This is a genomic window from Marinomonas rhodophyticola (assembly GCF_026113935.1).
Classification (GTDB): Bacteria; Pseudomonadota; Gammaproteobacteria; order Pseudomonadales; family Marinomonadaceae; genus Marinomonas; species Marinomonas rhodophyticola.
In genome coordinates, this window is sequence record NZ_JAPEUL010000004.1 from 606,010 (window position 1) to 620,915 (window position 14,906).

General features: G+C 46.4%; 16 protein-coding genes and 1 pseudogene. 15 read left to right on the forward strand and 2 right to left on the reverse strand.

Going from position 1 to position 14,906, the window contains the following annotated elements; all coding sequences use genetic code 11:
* The first annotated feature begins 121 nt into the window (after positions 1–121).
* From ONZ52_RS03605 to ONZ52_RS25230, 9 genes are all read left to right on the forward strand, one after another.
* The gene (locus ONZ52_RS03605; RefSeq protein WP_265217317.1) at positions 122–688 is read left to right on the forward strand and encodes a LacI family DNA-binding transcriptional regulator; all 567 of its coding nucleotides are present in this window, start codon (positions 122–124) and stop codon (positions 686–688) included.
* A gap of 13 nt (positions 689–701) precedes the next feature.
* Positions 702–1,214, forward strand: coding sequence for a substrate-binding domain-containing protein (locus ONZ52_RS03610; protein ID WP_265217318.1), 513 nt, complete (start codon positions 702–704; stop codon positions 1,212–1,214).
* A gap of 89 nt (positions 1,215–1,303) precedes the next feature.
* The gene (locus tag ONZ52_RS03615) at positions 1,304–2,587 is read left to right on the forward strand and encodes a sugar ABC transporter substrate-binding protein (RefSeq protein ID WP_265217319.1); all 1,284 of its coding nucleotides are present in this window, start codon (positions 1,304–1,306) and stop codon (positions 2,585–2,587) included.
* Between the two features lie 109 nt (positions 2,588–2,696).
* Positions 2,697–3,779: a carbohydrate ABC transporter permease gene (locus ONZ52_RS03620; RefSeq protein ID WP_265217320.1), complete on the forward strand. Its 1,083-nt coding sequence runs from the start codon at positions 2,697–2,699 to the stop codon at positions 3,777–3,779.
* The gene (locus ONZ52_RS03625) at positions 3,780–5,306 is read left to right on the forward strand and encodes an ABC transporter permease subunit (RefSeq protein WP_265217321.1); all 1,527 of its coding nucleotides are present in this window, start codon (positions 3,780–3,782) and stop codon (positions 5,304–5,306) included. It abuts the gene before it with no gap.
* A 2-nt stretch (positions 5,307–5,308) separates the two neighbouring features.
* A complete protein-coding gene (locus ONZ52_RS03630) occupies positions 5,309–5,668 on the forward strand; it encodes a glycoside hydrolase family protein (RefSeq protein ID WP_265217322.1) in 360 nt (119 codons plus the stop codon).
* On the forward strand, positions 5,668–5,826 hold the full coding sequence (locus tag ONZ52_RS25220; protein ID WP_428981151.1) for a hypothetical protein: 159 nt from the start codon (positions 5,668–5,670) through the stop codon (positions 5,824–5,826). The genes ONZ52_RS03630 and ONZ52_RS25220 overlap by 1 nt, the downstream gene beginning before the upstream one ends.
* Positions 5,810–6,397 (forward strand): ABC transporter ATP-binding protein, encoded by a 588-nt coding sequence (locus tag ONZ52_RS25225; protein WP_428981161.1) that lies wholly within the window; start codon positions 5,810–5,812, stop codon positions 6,395–6,397. Before ONZ52_RS25220 ends, ONZ52_RS25225 begins: the two co-directional genes overlap by 17 nt.
* A 20-nt stretch (positions 6,398–6,417) precedes the next feature.
* Entirely contained in the window at positions 6,418–6,750 is a 333-nt protein-coding gene (locus tag ONZ52_RS25230; protein WP_265217324.1) for a TOBE domain-containing protein, read from the forward strand.
* Between the two features lie 142 nt (positions 6,751–6,892).
* Here ONZ52_RS25230 and ONZ52_RS03645 read toward each other — a convergent pair whose 3' ends face one another.
* Complete coding sequence (locus tag ONZ52_RS03645) at positions 6,893–7,474, reverse strand: LysE family translocator (RefSeq protein ID WP_265217325.1); 582 nt, start codon at positions 7,472–7,474, stop codon at positions 6,893–6,895.
* A gap of 167 nt (positions 7,475–7,641) precedes the next feature.
* Between ONZ52_RS03645 and ONZ52_RS03650 the strand changes: the two genes are divergently transcribed.
* Positions 7,642–8,397: a LysR family transcriptional regulator gene (locus tag ONZ52_RS03650; RefSeq protein WP_265217326.1), complete on the forward strand. Its 756-nt coding sequence runs from the start codon at positions 7,642–7,644 to the stop codon at positions 8,395–8,397.
* Positions 8,398–8,606: 209 nt separating this feature from the next.
* Positions 8,607–9,020, forward strand: a complete 414-nt coding sequence (locus ONZ52_RS03655; protein ID WP_265217327.1) for a gamma-glutamylcyclotransferase family protein — start codon at positions 8,607–8,609, stop codon at positions 9,018–9,020.
* Positions 9,021–9,034: 14 nt separating this feature from the next.
* Here ONZ52_RS03655 and ONZ52_RS03660 read toward each other — a convergent pair whose 3' ends face one another.
* The gene (locus ONZ52_RS03660) at positions 9,035–9,232 is read right to left on the reverse strand and encodes a hypothetical protein (protein WP_265217329.1); all 198 of its coding nucleotides are present in this window, start codon (positions 9,230–9,232) and stop codon (positions 9,035–9,037) included.
* A 274-nt stretch (positions 9,233–9,506) separates the two neighbouring features.
* Between ONZ52_RS03660 and ONZ52_RS03665 the strand changes: the two are divergent.
* The 4 genes and pseudogenes from ONZ52_RS03665 to ONZ52_RS03680 all read left to right on the forward strand — a co-directional run bounded on the left by ONZ52_RS03665 (position 9,507) and on the right by ONZ52_RS03680 (position 14,802).
* Positions 9,507–10,761 (forward strand): annotated as a pseudogene (locus ONZ52_RS03665) (sarcosine oxidase subunit beta family protein).
* Between the two features lie 32 nt (positions 10,762–10,793).
* Positions 10,794–11,087 (forward strand): sarcosine oxidase subunit delta, encoded by a 294-nt coding sequence (locus tag ONZ52_RS03670; protein ID WP_111606149.1) that lies wholly within the window; start codon positions 10,794–10,796, stop codon positions 11,085–11,087.
* Positions 11,088–11,099: 12 nt separating this feature from the next.
* On the forward strand, positions 11,100–14,132 hold the full coding sequence (locus ONZ52_RS03675) for a sarcosine oxidase subunit alpha (protein ID WP_265217332.1): 3,033 nt from the start codon (positions 11,100–11,102) through the stop codon (positions 14,130–14,132).
* Positions 14,125–14,802 carry a sarcosine oxidase subunit gamma gene (locus ONZ52_RS03680; RefSeq protein WP_265217333.1) on the forward strand — a complete coding sequence of 226 codons (678 nt, stop codon included), beginning with the start codon at positions 14,125–14,127 and terminating at the stop codon, positions 14,800–14,802. The genes ONZ52_RS03675 and ONZ52_RS03680 overlap by 8 nt, the downstream gene beginning before the upstream one ends.
* Positions 14,803–14,906 lie beyond the last annotated feature (104 nt).

Genomic DNA, 14,906 nt, shown 5'->3' on the forward strand with positions numbered 1-14,906 from the left:
ATGTAACGAGCATTTAACGAATTGGTATCGACACACCTGATTGTTATTTACCCAGATTTTTCTTGACAAGGTCTTTTTTAATACTATTATGACATCGATGTCATTTTAAGGTTAATGCTTAATGTCTACTATTTACGATGTGGCTAAAATCGCCAATGTGTCGCCCAAGACCGTTTCTAGGGTTCTGAATAATGACGCGCCAGTGGGTGAAGCAACACGTTTAAAGGTTCAAGCCGCTATTGACCAATTAGGCTATGTTCCAAGTACGGCGGCGAGAGCGATGCGCTCTAATAAGTCGGGTTTAATCGGTGTTATAACGGGGGCAATATCCCATAATGCGACGGCTGGACCGACAGGGCTGCCTGATCTTTTTATTGTGCAGGGCATTCAGGCTGTTATTCAAGCGTCAAGTAAAACACTGTTAATTGCTGATACGGGTGACGATAGTCGCCGTGTTGCGCATTTAATTCGAACTTTTCAAGAACATCGTGTGGAAGGCATTATTTATGTTGCAGATTATCATCAACAAGTCAGTTTGCCAGTCCACAGTAAAGATATGGCCATCGTGTTGGCAAATTGCTTTGATGCTCAACAGACCCCAGCTGTGGTGCCAGACGATGAGTGGGGTCAGTACCATTTATTAAAACGTATCTTGTCAGCAGGGCACTCGACGCGTTGCGTACCTTAGTCTTGATGAACAGATGGTCGCGACTGACTTACGAACTAAGGGCTATTGCCAAGCACTCAATGAAGCGGGGATTGATATCGATCCTGCCTTAATTTTGTGTGCCGATACACTAGAGCAAGTCGATAATAAAGCCTTGGTTGAACAGGCTGTGGATCGACTTTTAGCCTTGCCTCAGCCTCCGTCTGTTATATGTTGTGGTAATGATAAAATGGCCTTAAAACTCTATGGAATATTGCGTTCCCGTGGGGTTCGTATTCCGGAAGCGATTTCAGTGGCGGGTTATGATAACTATTTATCGATCACGGAAAGTTTGTACCCCTCTCTGACGACTGTAGATTTGGCTTATCGAGAAATTGGCGCTGAAGCCGCGCGTTTATTACTCAAGCAAATTCAAGACAAACAATTTCAATTACTAGCGGCACCCATTCGTGTTGCCAGTCCTGTTGTGTGGCGTCATTCCGTATTGCCATACGACACTAAAAAACGATCAACGGACGATGATAGATCATTAGTAACAAGGGAATAAGATGGATAAAAAAAGACATTGATGTCTTTTTTTATCCATTGAAATGACATCGATGTCATTTTTTATAAATCGACTTGGAGACGTTAAATATGAAAACAATAATAATGAAAAACGTGCTGATGACGGCGAGTGCATCGCTGTTGAGCCTGGGAGCAATAAATGGATACGCGCAGACGAATTTGTCGCTGTGGTATCACGGTGCGGGCAATCCTGTGGAGGCAAAAATTATCGATCAGATAGTGGATGACTTCAACAACAGCCAATCGGATTGGAAAGTGGCGTTGCAAAGTTTCCCGCAAGAGTCCTATAACGACTCAGTTATTGCGGCCGCTTTAGCGGGTAATTTACCCGATATTCTTGATGTGGATGGCCCTGTGATGCCTAACTGGGCTTGGGCAGGTTATTTACAACCACTCAACATTGATGAAGCCGCCATAGCCGACTTTCTGCCCGGTACAAAGGGATATTGGAATGGGAAATTGTATTCCTTGGGACTGTGGGATGCGGCTGTCGCCATGATTACCCGCAAGTCTACATTGACTGACGCCAATATTCGTATTCCAACGTTAGATCAGCCTTGGAGTTTGGATGAATTTAATGCCGCGCTTGAAACGTTAAAACAAACGGGAAAATACGACTATCCGCTTGATCTTGGTTTGGCTTGGAAAGGCGAATGGTTTCCTTACGCGTTTAGTCCGTTCTTGCAAAGCTTTGGTGGGGATATTGTCGATCGTAGCACCTATCAGAGCGCAGAAGGGGTGTTGAATGGCGATGCCGCCATCGCCTTTGGAGAGTGGTGGCAAATGCTGTTTCAAGAAGGCTATACCCCGTGCAACTCACAAGATACCGCTGATCGCGAAACTGGATTGGTGGATGGTAAATACGCGATTCAATGGAATGGTAACTGGACAGCCTTAAATATGCTTAAGGCATTCGGTGATGATGTCTTGTTTTTACCCGCACCTGATTTAGGTCAGGACTCTAAAATTGGTGCAGCAAGCTGGCAGTTTGGTGTTTCGGCTACGACTCCACACGCTCAAGGTGCCGCTGACTTTATTAAATTTGCCACGCAAGATCGTTATATGACGGCGTTTTCTGATGCGATTGGGCTTATTCCACCCACCAAAACCGCGGCTGCGACCAGTCAGCATTATCGTCAAGGTGCTCCGATGGCGACTTTCTTTGAATTATCAGCACAACAAGCTGTGCTTAGACCTGTCACCCCAGGCTATGTGGTCGCGGCTAAGGTGCTAGAGAAAGCATTGGCCGATATAGCTGATGGCGCTGACGTCGCAGACACATTGGATAACGCAGCGGATGAAATCAATAACGATATCCGCCGTAATTTAGGCTATGGCCATTCAATAAATTAATTCCATTAATAACATGGACATTAGCGATACGGAAATGGCGCTGAGGAACATGAGTAATGGGTGTTCTTCAGCGCCAAGGTTAGTAACCGCCAGGAAAGGCTATTCAATTATGCAAAAAACATGTTCAACACTCACGCAACATAACCGTAGCGGCTGGCTATTTGCTCTGCCCGGCTTCGGTCTGATGATGCTATTTATCGTGGTGCCATTCGTGTTTGCCATTGTCTTTTCGATGACAAATCAACGCTTGATTTCACCCAATCCAACGCAGTTTGTAGGTTTAGAAAATTATCGACAACTATTGAGCGTCAATAGTTTAGTCCTGGCACCAGAGATGACGGATACCGGTGAAATAAAGCGCGACAATCAAGGCGATATTACCTACCCACGTATCCGTTCTTATACCCGCAACAATCCAGATTATGCGCATTTACAAGGTATGAAAGAGTGGTTCTCTTGGCAATGGTCTGACCAAAAGGTCGTTGTTTTAGCCAGCGATCCGGTTTTTATGAAAGCCGTGGTGAATACCTTTCTTTTTGTCCTTGTTGTCGCGCCACTACAGGGCGCTCTAGCGTTGGCGTTAGCCTTGTTAATTAATCAGCGTTTAAAGGGGATTAATATTTATCGAGCGATTTATTTTATGCCGGTAGTGGTCTCGATTGTCGTGGTGTCAATTCTCTGGCGTTTTATTTATGACGGCCAAAATGGTTTGCTGAACAACTTATTGCACACCTTGTCATTTGGGCATTTTGTGCCTGTGGACTGGCTGGGTAACCCAAATACAGCATTGGGTTCTATCATGGTGATGTCTATTTGGCAGGCGGTGGGCTTTCATATGGTGATTTGGCTTTCTGGTTTACAGACCATTTCGCCCACATTGTACGAGGCCGCCAAAATTGAAGGGGCTTCCGGCTGGCAAACCTTTCGTTACGTGACGTGGCCAGGTCTTAAGAACACCGCCATTTTAGTCTTGATCGTCATTACAATGCAGGCGTTTGCGTTGTTTGCCCAGATTGATGTTATGACCAACGGCGGCCCATTGGACAGCACTCAAACCATTGTTTTTCAAGCGGTTGAGCGAGGCTACGGCAAGCAGGATATTTCCGGCGGCTCGGCTATTTCAGTTGTGCTCTTTATCCTTGTGTTGAGTATCTCTCTGTTACAACGCTATTTCACTCGGGAGAAACATTAAATGGCTCATATTACGATAGATAATCACCGACTTCGTCTTATTGTGCGTTATACCTTGTTGTCATTAATCGCACTCATTTTTATCTTTCCGCTGATTTTTATGCTGGTTTCTTCGTTTAAACCTGATCATCAGTTGCTGGCTGACACGGCTTCATTGCGAGCATTTTTGCCCGTTGGGGATATTAGTCTGAGCAATTACGACAAGGCGTTTGAACGAGCTCCTATTTTTTTGTTTATGTTTAATTCTTTGCTCGTCACCGCTGTGACTGTGGTGCTGAGCTTGTTGTTGTGTTCAATGGCGGGATTCTCATTTGTTTATCTAAATTGGCGTGGTAAACAGCTGGCTTTTTCCATCATTGTGGCCACATTAATCGTGCCATTTGAAACCATTGCGATTCCCATGCTGCTCATGGTTTCTAAGCTGCCTTGGCTGGGTTTGGAGGGTCTGACTTGGGGATGGTTGAATACCTATAGAGTGCAAATTGTGCCCTTTATTGCAGATGGATTAACTATTTTTCTGTTTACGCAATATTTCAAAGACTTGCCAAGAGAGTTGATTGAAGCGGCACGTGTGGAAGGTAGTAGCTGGTGGCAAGTGTATTGGCGCATTGTGATGCCACTATCTGGCCCCGTGATTGCGACGGCTGCCATTTTGAAATTCTTGGTCATGTACAACCAGTACTTATGGCCGATTATGGTCACACAACAAGAACAATACCGGCCAGTTTTGGTCGGCTTACAGTATTTTTTCCAGCTCAATACCGCGTGGGGAGAAGTGATGGCGTACTTAACACTGATCACTATGCCTGTCTTAGCGTTTTTATCTGGTATTGCAACGAGCTTTTATCGCTTCCATTGCCTCAACAGGCGTCAAGGGTTAATTTTTAGGAGTTATATAATGACAATCGCATTAAAAGATCAGTGGATTTGGGACAGTTGGTATTTTCGTGAAGGCGACACATGGCATGGTTATTTTTTGAAAGCCGATAAGGCGTTACTTGATCCTGAGCGACGTCATTTAAACGTTAGCCAAGGGCATGCTACTTCTACAGACCTAGTTCATTGGCAGCATCATGGTACGTGTTTTGCGCCAGCGAAGTCCCCAGCTTGGGACGATTCTACCACTTGGACGGGCAGTGTCGTGTGTGATGAATCAGGCTTATATCATTTGTTCTATACCGGAACCTGCTTAGCAGAAAATAGCCTTTATCAACGCGTAGGCCATGCCACCAGTACGGATTTACATCATTGGCAACGTGTCGGCGATGGCTTGTGTTTAGATTTGGTGGGAGAAAATGCCGCTCATTACGAACATCAACATCAAAAAGGTTTTTGGCACGATCGAGCCATGCGCGATCCTTGGGTGATGAAAGACCCAAAAGGGGAGGGTTGGTTGATGTTTTTACCGCCAGAGCGCCGGGCATTGATGAAGCCAACGCCGGTGGCGCGATTGGTTTTGCTACCTCCGATAATTTATATGACTGGGAGTTACAGCCTCCTGTATTTGTTGGGTGCTTTGGTCAATTAGAAGTGCCGCAAGTGTTTGCTATTGGTGAACGCTGGTACTGTTTGTTTTGTACGTCTGGCCAACACTGGAGTGAGGCGTATACGGCGAGTCAAGCGGGTAAATTAGTGACGGGCAATCATTACCTGATCGCTGATCATCCGCGAGGACCTTGGCAAGTTGCTCCTGGGGCTTTTTTTGACGGCGAGAATCCTTGTCACCGCTATGCCGCGAGAATATTAGAAACCGAAAAGGGCCACTGTATCCTGGGTTTTCATGATCAAGACAAGCAAGGTTTTGTTGGCGAAATTCTCGATCCAGTTGCAATAGAGGTGGACGCAGCGGGTCTATTAAACGTCACAGAGAACAAAAAGGATAACGACTAATGGCGGACGTCACATTACATAAGCTGGTAAAGCGCTACGATAAAACCGATATTATTAAAGGCGTGGACATAGACATCAAAGATGGTGAGTTTACGGTATTTGTGGGCCTCATCTGGCTGTGGAAAATCCACCTTGCTACGCATGATTGCGGGGCTTGAAGACATCACAGACGGCACCCTATCGATTGATGGTAAGGTAGTGAATCACCTACAGCCCAAAGACCGCAGTATTGCCATGGTTTTTCAATCCTATGCTATCTTCCCTCATATGACAGTGAGGGAAAATATGGCCTTTGGCCTGACGATTGCTGGCATTTCAAAGCAAGAAAAAGACCAACAGGTCAATGAAGCCGCTAAAGTTTTGCAAATGGAGCATCTATTAGAACGTCGACCCAGCCAGCTTTCAGGCGGTCAACGTCAGCGTGTGGCTATTGGGCGTGCCATTGTGCGTAATCCCAAGGTATTTTTATTCGACGAGACCCCTTTCCAATTTAGATGCCGCATTGCGTATGGACATGCGTATGGAAATTGCCAAATTACACAAAAAACTTGGTGCGACCATGATCTATGTGACGCACGATCAAGTGGAAGCCATGACATTAGCGGACAAGATAGTTGTATTAAAAGGTGGAGAAGTACAACAAATTGGCAGCCCGATGGAATTGTTTCATCACCCTGCAAATCGCTTTGTGGCAGGGTTCCTCGGTTCACCATCGATGAACTTTGTTGAGGCTGAGGTACTGGCGATCGATGCTCAAACCATTACCCTTGGTTCCTCGGTGTTGGACCCTGTTGTGCTGCCAAAACCAGAGACTCGCGTTACAGTTTGGTCAAACTGTCGAGCTGGGTATTCGTCCACAGTACCTACAGCCGCAGCATGGCGATGTGAAAGGCTCTTTGCACGGACAAGTGTCATTAACAGAGCGCCTTGGCACTGAAACGATTTTAGACGTTAGTCTTACAGATGGTAAAAAAGTCATTGCCGCGATTGGTCAGGATCAGCTATTTCAGATAGGTGAAAACATCCGTCTGCATTTTGATCCAGAACGAGCGCATGTTTTTGTAAAGAGTGCAGACGCTTAAGCCTTCCCTTAAGAGGCAGAAAATATGTCATTTTATGGCGCTGGGTGAAGCGCTTTAGTTGCCCAAATGCTCCGGTTATTGTTAATAATCGGAGCATTTTTTAATCATTCGAGTTTGGTGTCAAAGATATTTCATTTTAGAATCAGCTTATTAATAACCTTAATCCGAGAGACGTCATTAATAGGCCCGTCACTCGTTCAACCCATATTTTAAAGATGAATACTTTTTGTTGAATTCTCGCGGATGTTAGCAAACAAGCCACTAAAGCAAACCAGACGAAATGCGCTAAAGCAATATAAGCACCATAGCCAAGCTCCATCAGTAAAGAGGTGTCTGCTGAAATGACTTGGCTAAATAAAGACACAATAAACAACATGGTTTTTGGATTGAGTGCGTTACAGGCGAAACCAGACCAAAAAGCTGAACTGTTTTTTGCCAATGTATTTTTTGGTGTTTGTTCATTTTTCAATGGCGTAGATGGTTGCTTATGTTTCAATGTAAAGATGATTGTTTTGATGTCTGGCCATAAAGCTGAAATACCCAACCAAATAAGATACATGGCGCCAAGAACTCGTAAGGTATTCAGAACCCAGATATTGTTTGCAAAGACGACCCCCAGTCCCAAGAGTGTATAAGCCAAGTGTACGCTGATGGCGGTGCTAATTCCGAACGCACACAAGATGCCTTCTCGTCGTCCTTTTAACAACGAGATCTTCGACACCATGGCAAAATCTGGTCCTCGTGACTCATTACCGCTAGTAATGTGATAACAGCAACGGAATACAATTCAAATTGATCTATATTTAACATGGTAAAATACTCTTATCTGTGAATAATGAGAGTATGAATTGCTATGAAAGCAAATAAAATCGATAATTAATGGTGGATATTGTGAGTAATAATCACATAAAAAGACGCCTACCGCCTTTGGGCGCTTTAACAGCTTTCGAAGCAGCGGCACGCCATCAAAGCTTTTCTCGCGCAGCGCAAGAACTTCATCTAACTCATGGTGCGATCAGTCGGGCCGTAGCCCAAATTGAAGAGCGTATCGGGGTAGATTTATTTGTACGTCGTAATCGTCGAGTTTACCTCACGACAGCAGGGCAACGATTGTTAAAGACGACATCTGAAGCCCTAGATGCGTTAAGTCTCACTGTCGAGGAGATTCATCGTCACGATAGTGCTTCGCCATTTCTTACCGTGTCTTGTGAACCAAGCTTAGCGATGCGTTGGTTAATGCCACGATTAGGTGAGTTTCGAGAACGGTGTCCGGAATTGAATATCGATCTTAGAATGGCAGGTGGCCCGATTGATTTGCTGTCGGAAAATTGTGACATCGCCATTCGACGTATGGATTTTGGTATCAAAGAAAATTATCAAATAACAACGCTTTGTTCTGAATGGGCAGGTCCTGTTTGTACTAAAGTCTATTGGGACAAGCATATTCACCAAGATGTAAGCGAAGCCAATTGGCTACATAGCCGGACTCGGCCCAATGCATGGGATGATTGGAAAGTCTCACAAGGCATCGAAAAGTTGACGCCAAAAAGTGAACAGCACTTTGATCATTTTTTTACACCTTACAGGCAGCTCAAGACCAACTTGGCATTGCCATTGGTTCTATTCCTTTGGTTGCTGATGACCTAAAAATACAACGCCTTATTGCACCACTAGGCATGCAGCCCACGGGACATGATTATGTTTTATTAACATTGGCAGACCCAAAGTCAGACGCAAGAATCGCTGTATTTTCGACTTGGTTGATGGAACAATTTAACGCTTAAGTTGAAAGGATATCTTGCTAGATAGCCTAAACAATTTCATATGGATGGTTGTATTTTATAGGAGCCTATGACATGCACAAGATTTTTGTCTTTGGGACGTTGAAAGAAGGTTTTCCTAACTTTGAAACCAATAAAGGCGTTCGTTATCGGGGAGATTTTAAAACCAAAGAACGCTATCCGTTATACCTTGTTGGTGAACGTTTTTCGCCGTGGTTGGTTTTGATCGCAGGGGAAGGGCATTGTGTGAGAGGACAGGTATTTGATGTGTCAGATGACGTCTTAGTGGAAATGGATACGTTGGAAAGAATCACGGCGTCAGATGGTTATCGCAAGGTGAGAATGTCTGTTATTTGCCTAGAAACTGGCGATGAGATACCTGTCCTAGCCTATGGTAAACCACCAGAAATGCTAGAAGGTGTGCAGGTCATGCAGGAGCTAGCTGGCGAGTATGGCCTTGAGCATGCTGCGTTGTATCGTAGTCGATAAAGAAAAAGCGTATTTTACTGCCACTCTATCGAGCTGTCTGATGGTAGAAATAGTTTAGTAATCTGACTTGGTATTACGTGCTTAGTATCTAAGTTTTCTTCGCGCTGTAGGCGGGAAATGATATTCCCCACTTCAATGATGTCGGCAATGGGCATTTTGGTGATTTTCTTAAAATCTTTTTTGAACTGTGTTGAATATACAAGCTGATACATTGTCGGCTACCTTGCCTCTGTTAATTCCTCAAACATGCTGCTGACGGACTCGTCAAATGGGGGCTTTGGCTTTCCATAAGAATGAGCCATTAAATCATAAACTCACCTAGTTCATGGCCATATCCAAAGCCGTCATGCCCGCTGTCGTAATTTGTCATTCGCTGGACGCTTCCAAGCATTAGATAAAAAATCATTGTCTTTATCATCAGTCGTAACAGGTGGTTAATGCGCTTTCATTCATCACATTTTTTTGTCCACATAAGGAGCTGATCTGATGCAGCATTATTCAGGCTTTGGGTTGTTAAAGCACAGTTTTAGCCATCATGAAAACTGGCAGCGGGTGTGGCGTAATCCGACCCCGAAAAAGAAATACGATGTGATCATTGTAGGCGGTGGCGGCCATGGTTTGGCGACAGCGTATTATTTGGCGAAAGAGTTTGGTGTCACCAATGTTGCGGTGATTGAAAAGGGCTTTTTGGGTGGTGGTAATACGGCACGCAATACCACGATTGTACGTTCTAATTATTTGTGGGATGAAGCGGCTCACCTCTATGAACATGCCATGAAATTATGGGAAGGTCTGTCTCAGGATTTGAACTACAACGTGATGTTTTCTCAACGTGGCTGCTTGAATCTAGGTCATACCTTGCAAGACATGCGCGATATTCAACGTCGCGTCAACGCCAACCGTTTAAATGGCATTGATGGTGAAGTGTTAGATACGCAGCAAGTCAAAGAAATTGTCCCTGTGCTGGATTGTTCTGATCGCGCACGTTATCCCGTGTTGGGTGCTTCTTGGCAACCGCGTGCGGGTGTCGCTCGTCACGATGCCGTGGCATGGGGTTTTGCTCGTGGCGCGGATGCCCATGGCGTGGATTTGATCCAGCAAACCGAAGTGGAAGATCTCATTATCGAAGATGGCACCGTTGTTGGTGTGCGTACGGCCCGTTATGGCGAAATCCGAGCTGACCGAGTGGGTTGTGTCGTCGCAGGAAATTCCAGCGTCTTGGCAAAAATGGCGGGTTTTGAATTGCCGCTAGAATCTCATCCTTTACAAGCTTTGGTGTCAGAATCCCATCAAGCCGATTCTCGATACAGTGGTCATGTCGAACCAAGTACATGGTTACGCGTCGCAATCAGACAAAGGCGATTTGGTGATCGGGGCTGGGATCGACAGTTACAACGGCTATGGTCAGCGAGGTTCTTATTCCACTATTGAGCACACCATTCAAGCGATTGTCGAAATGTTTCCGGTTTTCAGTCGTGTGCGCATGAACCGCCAATGGGGCGGTATCGTCGACACTTGTCCAGATGCCTGTCCGATTATCAGCGAGACTCCGGTGAAGAACTTGTTTTTCAACTGTGGTTGGGGAACGGGCGGGTTTAAAGCGACGCCAGGCTCAGGTCATGTGTTTGCTGCGTCTTTGGCGAAAGGCGAAATGCACCCATTGGCGAAACCTTTTTCCATGTTCCGTTTCCATAACGGCGCGCTGGTGGATGAACACGGCGCGGCTGGCGTAGCACATTAAGCGGGCGAAGACCGAATTAGGAGAGAAATACCATGTTTCATATTTATTGCCCGCATTGTTGTGAATACCGCGAGGAAGAAGAATTTCATGTGGCAGGTCAGGCGCATATTGCACGACCATTAGATCCCGATGCCTGCACAGACAAAGAATGGGGTGAGTTTATGTATTTTCGTGCGAATCCACGTGGCATACATCATGAACTGTGGGTGCATGGGGCGGGTTGTCGTAAATACTTTAACGTCACACGTGACACCCAAACTTACGAAATCAAAGAAGTCTACAAGGTGGGCGAAAAGCCCTCTGTTGTAGCCGACGACGTGAAATAGAGGCGCGATATTATGACACAAGATTTGAGCAAGCAGTCTAATCGTCTTCAAGAAGGTGGACGAATCGATCGCGCTAAACCGCTGACTTTTACTTACAATGGCAAACAATACAAAGGCTTCGAAGGCGATACCTTGGCCTCAGCTTTGTTGGCAAATGGCGTTGATATTGTGGGTCGCAGTTTTAAATACAGTCGTCCGCGCGGTATTGTCGCTGCGGGCGCGGAAGAACCAAACGCCATCATGCAAATTGGCTCGACCGAAGCCACGCAAATTCCAAACGTGCGCGCCACCCAGCAGTCGCTGTATGCGGGATTAGTGGCGAGCAGTACCAATGGTTGGCCCAACGTCGATATGGATTTGATGGGCTTGGTGGGGAAAGTCGGTGGGAAAATGATGCCACCAGGGTTTTATTACAAAACCTTTATGTACCCAAAATCCATGTGGGAAACCTACGAATCCTATATTCGTAAAGCCGCAGGTCTTGGTCGTGCGCCAAAGGAAAATGATCCAGACATTTACGACAAGATGAACCAACATTGTGACCTGCTCATCGTTGGCGCAGGCCCAGCCGGCTTGGCGGCGGCGTTAAGTGCCGCACGAGCCGGTGCTCGCGTGATTATTGCCGATGAGCAAAGTGAATTTGGTGGCAGTTTATTAAGCAGCAAAGAAACGCTGGACGATAAACCCGCCACCGAATGGATCGCAGAAGTCGTGCAAGAATTGTCTGGCTGCGCGGATGTTTTGATGCTGCCAAACTCTCAGGTAAACGGCTATCACGATCATAACTTTTTAACTATTCAACAGCATTGTACCGATCAATTTGCCGATCGTGCGCCCAATGGTCAAATCGCTCAGCGCTTGCATCGTGTGCGTGCCAAATGGGTGATCTTGGCAACGGGCGCTCATGAACGGCCTTTGGTGTATGGCAACAACGATATACCTGGTTGCATGGTGGCGAATGCGGTATCGACTTATATCAACCGTTATGGTGTGGTGCCGGGCAAGGATTTGGTCTTAATGACTTCCAATGACAATGCTTATCGCGCCGCACTAGATTGGCACGACGCAGGCCGTCGCGTCGTCGCCATTGTGGACTCGCGTAAGAACCCAAAAGGGACCTTTGTTGAAGCGGCGCGGGAACGTGGCATCAGTATTTTGGTGGGGTCTGGCGTCATTGAAGCGCACGGCAATAAGCGAGTGACAGGCGTTTCTATTGCACCGCTTAACGAAGCCGGCGATGCCGTGGTGGGGCCTATCGTCAAAATGGCCGCAGACACAGTGGCCACCTCCGGCGGTTGGAGTCCGGTGATTCACTTGTCTTGTCATACGGGCGCTCGTCCGGTTTGGAACGACGATATTCTCGGTTTTACACCAGGTAAGACCTATCAAAAACAGCTTACTGCTGGTGCAATTAATGGCGCCTTTTCAACCGCTGCCGCACTGTCCGAGGGGTTCAGCGCCGCATCAGACGCCTTGTCTCACTTGGGCTTGGCTAAACCTGAGCGAGTATTGCCTGAAGCCGAACAAATTCAAGAGAGCAAAGCCATGGCTTTGTTCCACCTTCCTCATACCAAACCGACATCAAAAGCGCCTAAGCAGTTTGTCGATTATCAAAACGACGTGACGGCTGCGGGTATTGAATTAGCGTGTCGTGAAGGTTTTGAATCCATTGAGCATGTGAAACGCTATACCGCCATGGGTTTTGGTACGGACCAAGGTAAGTTGGGCAATATTAACGGCATGGCAATTGCCGCGAAAATGCTTAAGCAAACCATCCCTCAAACCGGCACAACCATTTTCCGTCCTAACTACACGCCGGTGACATTTGGTGCGATTGCTGGACGGGATTGCGGAGAATTGTTTGATCCAAAGCGCTACACAGCCATGCACGCTTGGCATGTGGAACGCGGAGCGAAATTTGAAGACGTAGGTCAATGGAAACGTGCTTGGTATTACCCGCAAGGCAATGAAACCATGCAAGAGGCCTTGAATCGTGAGTGTTTGGCAACGCGTGAATCGGTCGGCATATTAGACGCCTCTACCTTGGGCAAAATTGATATTCAAGGCAAAGACGCACGGGAGTTCTTAGGGCGCGTTTACACCAACGCTTGGGCGAAATTACCCGTCGGTAAATGCCGTTATGGTTTGATGTGTGGTGAAGACGGCATGGTCTTCGACGATGGCGTCACCTCTTGTTTAGCGGAAAATCATTTCTTGATGACCACAACGACGGGCGGTGCCGCCCGTGTGTTGTCTTGGTTAGAGATTTACCATCAAACCGAATGGCCAGAATTGGAAGTCTACTTCACCAGTGTGACGGATCATTGGTCAACCATGACGATCTCTGGGCCAAATAGCCGTAAATTGTTGGAAAAATTAACCGACTACGATGTATCCAAAGACAACATGGCCTTTATGGATTGGAAACCCATGACGGTCGCGGGCGTGCCAGCACGAGTATTCCGCATTTCTTTCACGGGCGAGTTGTCGTTCGAAATCAACGTTCAAGCCAACTATGGCATGCACGTTTGGAAAGCCTTATTTGAGGCGGGCAAAGAGTTCAATTTAACGCCTTACGGCACCGAAACCATGCATATTTTGCGGGCGGAAAAAGGCTTTATTATTGCAGGTCAAGACACCGATGGTTCTGTGCATCCGTTTGACTTAGGCATGTCGTGGGCTGTGTCGATGCAGAAACCCTTTAGCTTTATCGGTAAGCGCGGAATGCAGCGTGAAGACTGCGTTCGTGAGAATCGTAAGCAGCTGGTGGGTTTGAAAACCCTAGACCCAAATGTGGTATTGCCAGAAGGCGCGCAAGGCGTATTCGATCCGAAAGCGCCGATTCCTATGCCAATGGTCGGTCATGTGACGTCTAGTTACTGGAGCGCGAACTTAAATCGTTCCGTTGCCATGGGCTTTGTCAAAGGCGGCTTAGATAAAATGGGGCAAAAAGTCTTTTACCCATTGGCGGATGGTCGAGTGATCGAAGCGGAAATTTGTAGCCCAGTATTTTTAGATCCAAAAGGGGAGCGTCAACATGTCTGATGTCACTGTAGCGGCTGAGTTAAAAACGGAACCTAAGTTGGTAACAAACCAATTACCCGCGGCCGAGATAATGGGGGAAAGCCCATTACACCATGCGGATCTAGAAAGTGTTGCAAAACATGGCCCACAAGAGGGCGGTGTGCACTTTCATGAACGTAAGTTGATGGGATTATTAACCCTGCGGTGCATGCCCTCCGCAGAGCAGCAAGAAGTAATCAAATCCTTATTGGGCGTGGCATTGCCAATGCAGCCATTGACGTCAGTCACAGCGGATGATTCACCAATAGGTAAGGTTTCAGTTCGCTGGGTATCGCCAGATGAATGGCTGATTATCATGGCGGGTGAAAAAGCGTTTGAATTGGAAACGAGCTTTTTTGAAAAGCTAATGGGTCACTATTCATTGGTAAATATCAGTGGCGGCACAACGATTTTTGATGTGTCTGGCCGCCATGTGGTGGATATGCTGAAAAAATCCACGCCAGTGGATTTGCATGCGAGTGAGTTCCCAGTCGGTAAAGTGGTGTCTACCGTATTTGCTAAAAGCGGTGCGATGATTTGTCGTGTGGCAGAGGACCAATTCGAATTGGTGGTTCGTCGCAGTTTTGCAGATTACCTATGGCTGTGGATTCAAGACGCGAGCCGTGAATATGGTTTGGTCGTAAAAGCCTAATTTCTTCTCACTTACTCACTTATGTATTTCACGGTTTTGGTTGGCCACTGTTTTGGTGGTCGGCCTTTTTCGTGACGTAAAAAGCTTAAGACAATAAGAGACTA

Bases quoted from the DNA above. Each gene is read 5' to 3' on its own strand.
- ONZ52_RS03605 (WP_265217317.1), top strand. From the start codon at position 122: ATGTCTACTATTTACGATGTGGCTAAAATCGCCAATGTGTCGCCCAAG.
- ONZ52_RS03610 (WP_265217318.1), top strand. From the start codon at position 702: ATGGTCGCGACTGACTTACGAACTAAGGGCTATTGCCAAGCACTCAAT.
- ONZ52_RS03615 (WP_265217319.1), top strand. From the start codon at position 1,304: ATGAAAACAATAATAATGAAAAACGTGCTGATGACGGCGAGTGCATCG.
- ONZ52_RS03620 (WP_265217320.1), top strand. From the start codon at position 2,697: ATGCAAAAAACATGTTCAACACTCACGCAACATAACCGTAGCGGCTGG.
- ONZ52_RS03625 (WP_265217321.1), top strand. From the start codon at position 3,780: ATGGCTCATATTACGATAGATAATCACCGACTTCGTCTTATTGTGCGT.
- ONZ52_RS25220 (WP_428981151.1), top strand. From the start codon at position 5,668: ATGGCGGACGTCACATTACATAAGCTGGTAAAGCGCTACGATAAAACC.
- ONZ52_RS25225 (WP_428981161.1), top strand. From the start codon at position 5,810: ATGATTGCGGGGCTTGAAGACATCACAGACGGCACCCTATCGATTGAT.
- ONZ52_RS25230 (WP_265217324.1), top strand. From the start codon at position 6,418: ATGCTCAAACCATTACCCTTGGTTCCTCGGTGTTGGACCCTGTTGTGC.
- ONZ52_RS03645 (WP_265217325.1), bottom strand. From the start codon at position 7,474: ATGGTGTCGAAGATCTCGTTGTTAAAAGGACGACGAGAAGGCATCTTG.
- ONZ52_RS03655 (WP_265217327.1), top strand. From the start codon at position 8,607: ATGCACAAGATTTTTGTCTTTGGGACGTTGAAAGAAGGTTTTCCTAAC.
- ONZ52_RS03660 (WP_265217329.1), bottom strand. From the start codon at position 9,232: ATGTATCAGCTTGTATATTCAACACAGTTCAAAAAAGATTTTAAGAAA.
- ONZ52_RS03670 (WP_111606149.1), top strand. From the start codon at position 10,794: ATGTTTCATATTTATTGCCCGCATTGTTGTGAATACCGCGAGGAAGAA.
- ONZ52_RS03675 (WP_265217332.1), top strand. From the start codon at position 11,100: ATGACACAAGATTTGAGCAAGCAGTCTAATCGTCTTCAAGAAGGTGGA.
- ONZ52_RS03680 (WP_265217333.1), top strand. From the start codon at position 14,125: ATGTCTGATGTCACTGTAGCGGCTGAGTTAAAAACGGAACCTAAGTTG.